Origin of the sequence: Rhizobium sp. YS-1r, from assembly GCF_000757525.1 — a bacterium.
Classification (GTDB): Bacteria; Pseudomonadota; Alphaproteobacteria; order Rhizobiales; family Rhizobiaceae; genus Neorhizobium; species Neorhizobium petrolearium.
In genome coordinates this window covers 21,342-29,553 of the sequence record NZ_JPYQ01000007.1, presented here as the reverse complement: position 1 = coordinate 29,553, position 8,212 = coordinate 21,342, and the positions used below count along the sequence as shown (strand labels likewise).

At 57.6% G+C, this 8,212-nt stretch carries 8 protein-coding genes and 2 pseudogenes; 3 read left to right on the top strand and 7 right to left on the bottom strand.

The genetic code is table 11. The features are described 5' to 3' along the window. Positions 1–368: 368 nt before the first annotated feature. Positions 369–857 carry a transposase gene (locus tag JL39_RS09280; protein ID WP_244446857.1) on the top strand — a complete coding sequence of 163 codons (489 nt, stop codon included), beginning with the start codon at positions 369–371 and terminating at the stop codon, positions 855–857. Between the two features lie 119 nt (positions 858–976). Further along, complete coding sequence (locus JL39_RS09275; protein WP_037148936.1) at positions 977–1,522, top strand: hypothetical protein; 546 nt, start codon at positions 977–979, stop codon at positions 1,520–1,522. Positions 1,523–1,672: 150 nt separating this feature from the next. Here the strand turns inward: JL39_RS09275 and JL39_RS09270 are convergent. From JL39_RS09270 to JL39_RS30900, 3 genes and pseudogenes are all read right to left on the bottom strand, one after another. Next, positions 1,673–1,920: pseudogene (locus JL39_RS09270) on the bottom strand (IS6 family transposase); the annotation flags it as partial. A gap of 94 nt (positions 1,921–2,014) precedes the next feature. Beyond that, the gene (locus JL39_RS09265) at positions 2,015–2,458 is read right to left on the bottom strand and encodes a GNAT family N-acetyltransferase (RefSeq protein ID WP_037148933.1); all 444 of its coding nucleotides are present in this window, start codon (positions 2,456–2,458) and stop codon (positions 2,015–2,017) included. Further along, a complete protein-coding gene (locus JL39_RS30900; protein ID WP_244446856.1) occupies positions 2,442–2,720 on the bottom strand; it encodes a hypothetical protein in 279 nt (92 codons plus the stop codon). Before JL39_RS30900 ends, JL39_RS09265 begins: the two co-directional genes overlap by 17 nt. A gap of 315 nt (positions 2,721–3,035) precedes the next feature. On the opposite strand from JL39_RS30900, the gene JL39_RS09255 reads away from it, so the two are divergent. Further along, entirely contained in the window at positions 3,036–5,153 is a 2,118-nt protein-coding gene (locus tag JL39_RS09255; protein WP_037148929.1) for a carboxy terminal-processing peptidase, read from the top strand. Between the two features lie 172 nt (positions 5,154–5,325). Here JL39_RS09255 and JL39_RS32435 read toward each other — a convergent pair. The 4 genes and pseudogenes from JL39_RS32435 to JL39_RS09240 form a co-directional block, all read right to left on the bottom strand. Then, positions 5,326–5,515 (bottom strand): annotated as a pseudogene (locus JL39_RS32435) (DNA polymerase IV); the annotation flags it as partial. A gap of 120 nt (positions 5,516–5,635) precedes the next feature. Then, positions 5,636–6,340, bottom strand: a complete 705-nt coding sequence (locus JL39_RS09250; RefSeq protein WP_200883931.1) for an aspartate/glutamate racemase family protein — start codon at positions 6,338–6,340, stop codon at positions 5,636–5,638. Further along, on the bottom strand, positions 6,337–7,641 hold the full coding sequence (locus JL39_RS09245) for a TRAP transporter large permease (protein WP_037148928.1): 1,305 nt from the start codon (positions 7,639–7,641) through the stop codon (positions 6,337–6,339). The genes JL39_RS09250 and JL39_RS09245 overlap by 4 nt, the downstream gene beginning before the upstream one ends. After that, entirely contained in the window at positions 7,638–8,207 is a 570-nt protein-coding gene (locus JL39_RS09240; RefSeq protein WP_037148956.1) for a TRAP transporter small permease, read from the bottom strand. Before JL39_RS09240 ends, JL39_RS09245 begins: the two co-directional genes overlap by 4 nt. Positions 8,208–8,212: the final 5 nt, after the last annotated feature.

Genomic DNA, 8,212 nt, shown 5'->3' with positions numbered 1-8,212 from the left:
CACCCTGAAAATGACGCCACTTGAAATCGCTCATCAAAAGTCTCGCTGAAAATTATCAGCGCTCTTTCGGCCATCAACCGAGTTTTTGCAACAGAGCCGTTCTTGGGAAGACGACAATGTACGATGGAGGGAACTCCAATTCCGCCAAATCTTGTGCGTCAGGTAGTAGACGCCGTAGCTGACCTGGAAAGAGGGCGTCCCCCCGTCTTCAACGCGATGCGAAGCCGGTCGCTGCGACAGCTCCAGGCAGATTATACTGCCCGTCGCTGACTTTCCAGATTGTCGGTGACCTGAGTCATTGTATGACATGATCGTTTTCAAGGGTAGCGAGGCTTGGAGGCCCGCCCAAGATTGACTCTTCAATAGCGTTGGACAACAAAGCGGAAAAAGATAAGGGTATTCAAATGGTCGAAGACGAAATCCAGACACCGCCGGACGTGACCGCATCAGTTGAAGCCGAGCCGACGGAACCCGCAGCTCCGGCAAAGAGGCGGCGCGCGAAAAGGGCCGCGGCCGAAAAGCCTGCTGCCAAGTCCGCGCCTGTCAAGCCGAAGACCCGCGGACTGAGCGATCAGGAGAAGCTGGCGAAGGTCGAGCAGATCGAAGCTCTGGTTTCGGGCGGCGCGACGCTCAAGGATGCAGTCAACGATGTCGGGATCTCCGACCAGACCTACTATCAATGGAAGAAAGCTACGGCAAAATCCGTGGCCGAAACGCCCGCCACTTCCGAGGCTATGGATGACGAACTGGCCGAGTTTATCCGGCTCGAGGAAGAAAACCGCCGGCTGCGAAACCTGCTGTCCGAAAAGCTGCGTAACGAAAACGCCGAGCTGCGCAAGAGGCTTGGGCTGAAGTAGCGATCTTCGGTGCTGACAGTCTGCCCGCTTATGCGCGTTCGACCGAGACGTCCAAATTCGGAACCTATGATCGACTTCGGCGGTTCCATCCGTGTCTTCCAATCGCAAGCTTCCGAAACATGAAAACGCCCAGGCGCAATTTCGTCGTCGAATACAAGGCGACCAGACGGCTATCGAAGGCGCAGCCGAAATCAATCTGGGGAAACCTGGATTTGCAAGCAGTCGCCCGCGCCGTCGAGACTGATGACGCCCAGCCGCAGGCCGAGCCCAAGATGACCGTGGTGCCGGCGGCAGAGACCACGATTATCACATCGGACGCTCCACATAGAACCGAGGTTCGTGATCCGGTTCCAGCGGCCTTCGAGCCGCAGGTCAAGGATCCGGATGAGCCGACGATCGATGCCGATCAGGCTCTCTCAGCCAAACAGAAGACCGTCGCGCCATCGTATGTCTCCGAACCTCGACCGAGGAAAAGGAGGACGCGCCCCTCTGGCGCAAGACCGTCCACCGTGCCCGGCAATCGAGACTTTACCGTTGAAGCGTCTGGATCTGAAGACGAGCTTGCCGTTCTCGAAGCGGAAAATCGCCATCTCAGGCGGCTGATGATCGTAAAGCTTCGGGCGGAGAACAAAGAGCTCCTCATTATGCTGCAACGCTGTCGCTGACGCCGATTAAGACACTCGTCGTAAATTCCGTGAGATGAGGTGCGTCACGCGATATCCGAACTGCGGAAGAAGCGAGGGATGCCTTCCGCGACGCAGAACGCTACCGCAGATACCTTGTAACAGTACGACGCTTGGCAAAACGGCTGGCGGCGAATTCACAAGAACCTCCAGCACGAAACGTGCTGGTCCACGGCGCGCCGTAGCCAATGCTTCTTGCCGCACATCGAAGTGACGGCTCCATCGAGATGCCATTCGTCGCTGAGCCGACCGGATGAGCGGCGCCGGATCTGGTTGGCAAAAATTCGTCCGAATTTCTCTGCCCACAGCCGGATCGTCTGATGCGAAACCGTGGAGCCGCAGGCTGCCACGATGTCCTGAACCATCCGCAGGCTGATCGGAAGCCAATACTGCGAAAGCAGCAGGTGGAACATGTGACATGAGACGGGGCACCCGTCAATCATCTGCACATCGGCCCGTTAAAAGTAGCAAATGTTAGGAAATTTGCGTCGAACGGTAAATCGCTTGAATGAAGCCGTCCGTATCCGGCTCCGGTAACAACATGAAACCGCAGCGCCGGCAGCATGCGAGGTTTGCCGCATTGTCCGGCTCTATCCGCCCTTCAAGTATCGGATAGGCTTGTCCCGGACCTGACAAGAACGCCGAGAGTACGGCTGCTCCAATCCTTTGTCCTCTGAGATCGGGACGTACGGCAAGGTCAATATACCCGCGTTCTAAGCCCTCCCGGTCAACCTGAACCTCGGCAACAGTCTGACCAGCAGCCAGTGCCATCCAACAGCGTGCGGCGTCGCCGGCCGTCACATAGACGAACCATTCGTCGGTCGGAAAGGACAGCCGGCGTGATAGCTCCGCATCCTCAAACCATGAGCGCAGTTCGACGAGGTCGTCGCTTGTAAAGGGCCTAAACGTGAACTGCATCGAACGTAATGGTCTTAGGATTCCTGCGACAATCGAGCCTGCAAGGCGTCGATCTCTGTTTCCGCGAACACTCAATACCGTGCTGCCGCAGAAGCGCAGCCGTCATCCTGGCACCGACATGCTTCCGACCGGCGAACGCGCCATCGCAGATGAAGCCACTACCGCATGGCGGGTTACCGTCGATAAGCAGCGCGAATCCGCAATCATGCTGACGCGCCAGGGCCAAAGCTGCACGCGCCCCGGCGACATAAAGGTCCCTCACGTCCGCGCCGGTCGCCTCGATGACGCGCGCCGCGCCCGATAAAACCGCATCGCCTGACCGGCCGCTGCGATCTCGGCCGGAGGGCGCGGAACACTAAAACCTGCCGTGACCCGACCTGCTCACAGATCTCGCGATTGCGGCTGAGTACGGGTTGAGTCGCCTCCGGAAAGCCCCGCCGAAGTTCGTTGAGGCGCTTCGTCCGGTAGTACAGCTGCGACAGATAAAAAAGCAGCACATTCGCTAATCTGCCAAAATGCTATCATTGTTGATCAGCATTGAGAATGAGCTTGCCACCGCAGAAGGGAATAAAGCTGAATGCGCATACAATTTGGTCTCCTGGGCTTAATCCTTTCGATTGCATCACCCGCATATTCCCTGGAACCGGCGCCTCCGGTTCTGGAGCCGCTGCAACGGCAAGAGCAAGCTGCCCATGTCAGCGCTCAATTCCTGACGCGATATGCTTACAGGCCTGTACTGCTGAACGATGCCTTGTCAGCGACAATCATGAACCGGTTCATCAAGTCCCTGGATGCGGACCGGATGTTGTTCCTGCAGGCTGACATCGACAAATTCATGGCTGAAAGTACAAAGGTCGATGACGCCATTCTCCGCGAAGACCTCAAGATTCCATTTTCGATTTTTAACGTCTATTCGCAAAGGCTTGTAGATCGCATGACCTATGCACGGAGCCTGCTCAAGCAGGGCTTCGATTTCAGCCTTCAGGAAGACTATTCCATGTTGCGCGATGACGCCCCTTGGGCGCAATCGGAGGCGCAAAGCAATGAACTTTGGCGTAAGCGGGTAAAAAATGACTGGCTCCGCTTAAAGCTGGCAGGCAAGGCCGACGCGGCAATTCGCGATACGCTCGACAAACGCTATAAAAATATCCTCGAGCGTGTGTATTCGTCCAAGAGCGACGACGTCTTCCAGTCGTTCATGGACGCCTACACAACCTCCGTTGATCCGCATACGGATTATTTTGGTGCCGCCGCTTCAGCTGAATTCGACATCTCGATGAAGCTTTCGCTCGTCGGAATCGGTGCTGTATTGCAGGACCGCGACGGCTACACCACGATCCGTGAGCTTGTACCAGGGGGGCCGGCGCAACTGTCCGGTAAGCTGGCGGTCGGTGATCGCATCATCGGTGTCGGACAAGGCGATGATGGCGCGGTAAAGGAGGTAGTAGGCACCCGCCTTGACGAAGTCGTACAAATGATACGCGGGACAGAAGACTCTATTGTCAGATTGGAGATCTTACCGGCAGACGCCGGAGAAAGCGGGAGCCATCGCCTCGTTAGTCTGGTGCGAGACAAAGTCAGCCTTGAAAAGCAGGCCGCAAAGAAGACCATCCTTCCGGTCAACGACAGCGGAACCACGCGCAGAATTGGAGTGATTACCCTTCCGGCGTTTTACGAGGACTTCGAAGCGCGGCAAAACGGCGACAAGGACTATAAGGGGGCAAGCCGCGACGTCGCTAAACTTCTCGGTGAACTGAAGCAGGAAAACATTGATGGCGTTCTCATCGATCTACGCGGTAACGGCGGAGGTTCGTTGGCCGAGGCGATAAATCTGACAGGTCTGTTCGTCGGGAAAGGTCCGGTGGTCCAGCAACGTAATGCCGAGGGCAAGATCAAGGTAGAAAGCGATGACCTGCGCGCACCTGTTTGGGCCGGCCCCCTAGGGGTATTGATCAATCGTGGTTCGGCGTCCGCGTCCGAGATCTTCGCTGCTGCAATCCAGGATTACGGTCGCGGCGTGATTATCGGCGAGCCCAGTTTCGGCAAGGGTAGCGTGCAAACCGTGGTTAGTCTTGATCAGGTGGCACGGAATGGGGAGCCGAAATTCGGCGATCTGAAATTGACTGTTGCCCAGTTTTTTCGGGTGAATGGCGGGACGACGCAACTGCGTGGCGTCACCCCCGATATAAGTCTGCCCGGGCTTTTCGATCCCAAGACATTTGGCGAAGCAAGTTATGACAATGCGCTGCCCTGGACGCAGATCAAACCTGCGAAACACAAGGTTGCGGGCAATATGGCGGCGTTGGTGCCGCAATTGCAGAGCCGCCATGATGCGCGGGTGAAAAACGAGCCGGACTTCCAACAGTTCGCCGAAGATATTGCAGAGCTTAAGGCTCAGCGCGAAAAACGTACCATTTCTCTCAATGAACTAGTACGCCGAAAGGAAATGGCCGTGCTGGCGACGCGCAGCAAGGTGCGCGAGCAAACAAATACCGGTATGGTTCGTGGTGACGATGACGGCTTGCAGGCAGATGAGCGAAGCTTGACTGCTGATATTGCCATCGAGAACGCCCGTAAGAACGCGAAGGATGTCTTGCGGAACGAGGCTGCGGCCATCGTCGCCGATGCTGCGGATTTGTTGGAGAGAGCGGTGAAGCCCATCACAAGAGGGTCGAAAAACGTTGTGGGAGAATAGTGGCTTCCGATCCCTCTCCAATGACGATCATACCGTTGTGAAGGGCTGGCGCCTGCCGATATTGTACCGGCATCATGCCATTGAAATTACCGCCGGCCCACGTCAGCCTGGGGAGCATGAGGATTTGTGGGGCGGTCATGCGGCGCGAGCGGCTTCTCCGTACTCTAATTGTCGTTCTGTCGAACGGATCAGCACCGGTCTCGATCCCGAGACGGTGCATCTCGCTGTGGCAGTACCGACCTCGTGAAACTTCTTGACCAAGACGCCCTACGAAGGCTTGACCGTTCTTCGGCGTGATCACCGCTGCCACTCGGCTGTTTGAGATCGCTCGCCACCCCGGCGAGGATGCCATTGCCGGCGACATTCCTTCTCCATTTCCTTATTACTCCAGTGGTTTAGATGATTTGAAAGAGCGGGTCGTCGGTCCAGATCCCATCAAGAGCAATAAGCTCAGATCCTGCATGGACCTGGCTTGAACACGGCTAAAGAATCTGGCTCCTCAGGTAAACTAGCCCTTCCGCCATCTTAATAGCAGCAGCGACGCCGTCGATCACCGGAATACCAAACTGCTGCTCAAGGTCATTTGCGCGTCCGGTCAGGCCACCTGAACCAAGCAGAATTGCCTTCGCACCGTCTTGGTCGACTGCTTCGCGCACCGCTGACAGGATACGTCTCTCCGTATCGCTGTCTCCTCCCGCGGCCGCAGCGACACCAATACCAGCCGCTCGAACCGTGCAAATATCGGCAGCCCCGTAGCGAGCCAGCAGGCGGTGGATGCCGGGCACGGCGGAATGGACCGTGGTGATGATGGAAAACCGTGCGGCCATGGTGCGCGCCGCAGCAATCCCTGCCTCACAGGTTCCAACCACCGGAACCCCGGTCATCTCCCGCGTTTCGAACAGCGCGATATCGTCGAAGCAAGCAAAGACATAGGCGTTAAAACGGTTATTGAGCGTGCGGCGCACGAGGTCGAGCACTTGCGGCACGGCGGCGTCGCGATGCTCCATCGTCTCGATGGAAAACGGTCCCTCCGCCGGGTTAACAACGGTCACCGAGGTTTCCGGCGTTACGATTGCTTCTGCAACTTGGCGGACACGCTGTGTGACAGTCGGATTGATGTTGGGGTTGATGACCAGGAGGCGCCGTTGCGGCGCCTCCTTTTCTGAGGACGCGAGGCTGCTCATCATCGGCCCGCCAGCATGTTTGGAAGCCACAAAACGATGCCGGGGAAGAACATCAAGACGATGGCAAAGACCATCATGATGACAACGTAAGGGACGGCACCCTTGATCACGTCGCTGTAGGGGCCACCGTCGATGCGCACCCCTTGCACAACGAACAGGTTCATGCCGACAGGCGGGGTGATCAGCGCCACCTCGCACATAATGACGATGAAGATGCCGAACCAGACCGGATCTATGCCCGCGGCAATCACGATCGGGATCACGATCGGCACCGTCAGCACCAGCATCGACATGGCGTCCATGAAGGTGCCGAGCACCATGTAGAAGGCCAGCAGAACGAAGAGCAAAGCGATCTGGCTGAGATCGAAGGATGCGATCCACTGTGTCATGGCCTGCGCGGCGCCGGTCATGGAAATCGTGACATTGAGCAACAGGGCGCAGACCAGCACGATCATCACCATTCCACTGGTTTTGGCGGCCTGGATCGAGCAATTGACCAGCAGGTCGAAATTGAGGCGGCCGTTGATCCCGACGAAGAACAATGCGATGACTACGCCAATGGCCGCCGATTCCGTGGGCGTTGCCAGACCGCCGTAGATCGAGCCCATGACGACGCCGAAGATGATGAAGGGTGGGATCAGGTATTTGCCAAGTGCGAGCTTCTGGCGTAGCGGCATGTCAATCAAATCCTTCGCCTCTGCCCCGGCCTTGCCATGGACCAGGAAGATGTAGATCGAGAAGCTGAGCGCCATCAGGATGCCGGGCACCACGCCGCCGGCAAAGAGCTGTCCGACGGACGTGTTGGCCAAAGAACCGTAGACCAGAAGGTTGACGCTGGGTGGTATGAGGATCCCGAGTGTTCCACCTGCGGCCAGCGAGCCGAGCGACGGCTTCATCGGATATTTGTATTGTTGCAGCGCCGGGAGCGCGATGGTGCCGACAGTGGCCGCCGTTGCCACCGACGAGCCAGAGGTGGCGGAGAACAGCGTGCAGGTGGCGATGTTGGTATGCAGCAAGCCACCCGGTAGTCGTGCAAGCCAGACGGCGAGCGCATCGAACATGCGGTCGGCAATGCCGCCCCGCAGAAGCAGTTCCCCCAGCATCATGAATAACGGAATGGCCAGCATGGAGGGGCTGTTGAGGCTCGACCAGATTACCCCGCCCATCATGTCGACGAGCGGCATGCCGTACATCAGGTAGCCGCCCAGCGCGCCGACGGCGATGATCGCCACCGCAACCGGGAAACTCAGGAACATCAGGACCAACATGGCTGCAAAGCCGATACCCACGATGGCAATGCTCATTGGACCGCTCCTTCGCGCTTCTTGAGGTCATCGAGTTCTGCCTGCAGTTCTTCCTGGGCGGAGACCGGGCCGAAGTGCCGGTTGAGCATCTGCCACTCGCCTCGCGCCATCAACATGACGGCCCTGCCGGCGTAAACGAGTGCGGCAATGGGGAAGGTTGCCATGGCGACTAGCCATACGGTCTGCGGATAAATCAGTGGCGTCGCCCAGGGTGTCTGGGCAATCGACTGATAGGTCTGGGTATCGATCACCGTATCGACGGTGAAGTAGAAAAAATATCCCGCCAGCAGCGCGATGGTGATCGCCGAGATGCCGTTAAGCACGGCCTGGGCCGTTTTCGGCATCAGCGCCGTCAACTGGTTGATGCGGATATGGGAATTCTCGACGAGAGCCACGGTGAAGGCGAGGGGGGCGGCGATGGCAATCGCGTAGCCGCCCAGTTCATCAATCCCTCCCAGCGAATAGGAGAAGAACTTTCGCAGCAGTGTCTCGGCCGTAATGGCCAGAGACAAAAGGATCATCATGATCCCGAATGTTATGCCAAGTATGCGTGCATAGGTCTGCATGGTCT

What these genes read in the sequence shown, in the direction of transcription:
- JL39_RS09275 (WP_037148936.1), top strand. Translation starts at nt 977, where the DNA reads ATGAAAACGCCCAGGCGCAATTTCGTCGTCGAATACAAGGCGACCAGA.
- JL39_RS09265 (WP_037148933.1), bottom strand. Translation starts at nt 2,458, where the DNA reads ATGCAGTTCACGTTTAGGCCCTTTACAAGCGACGACCTCGTCGAACTG.
- JL39_RS09255 (WP_037148929.1), top strand. Translation starts at nt 3,036, where the DNA reads ATGCGCATACAATTTGGTCTCCTGGGCTTAATCCTTTCGATTGCATCA.
- JL39_RS09250 (WP_200883931.1), bottom strand. Translation starts at nt 6,340, where the DNA reads ATGATGAGCAGCCTCGCGTCCTCAGAAAAGGAGGCGCCGCAACGGCGC.
- JL39_RS09245 (WP_037148928.1), bottom strand. Translation starts at nt 7,641, where the DNA reads ATGAGCATTGCCATCGTGGGTATCGGCTTTGCAGCCATGTTGGTCCTG.
- JL39_RS09240 (WP_037148956.1), bottom strand. Translation starts at nt 8,207, where the DNA reads ATGCAGACCTATGCACGCATACTTGGCATAACATTCGGGATCATGATG.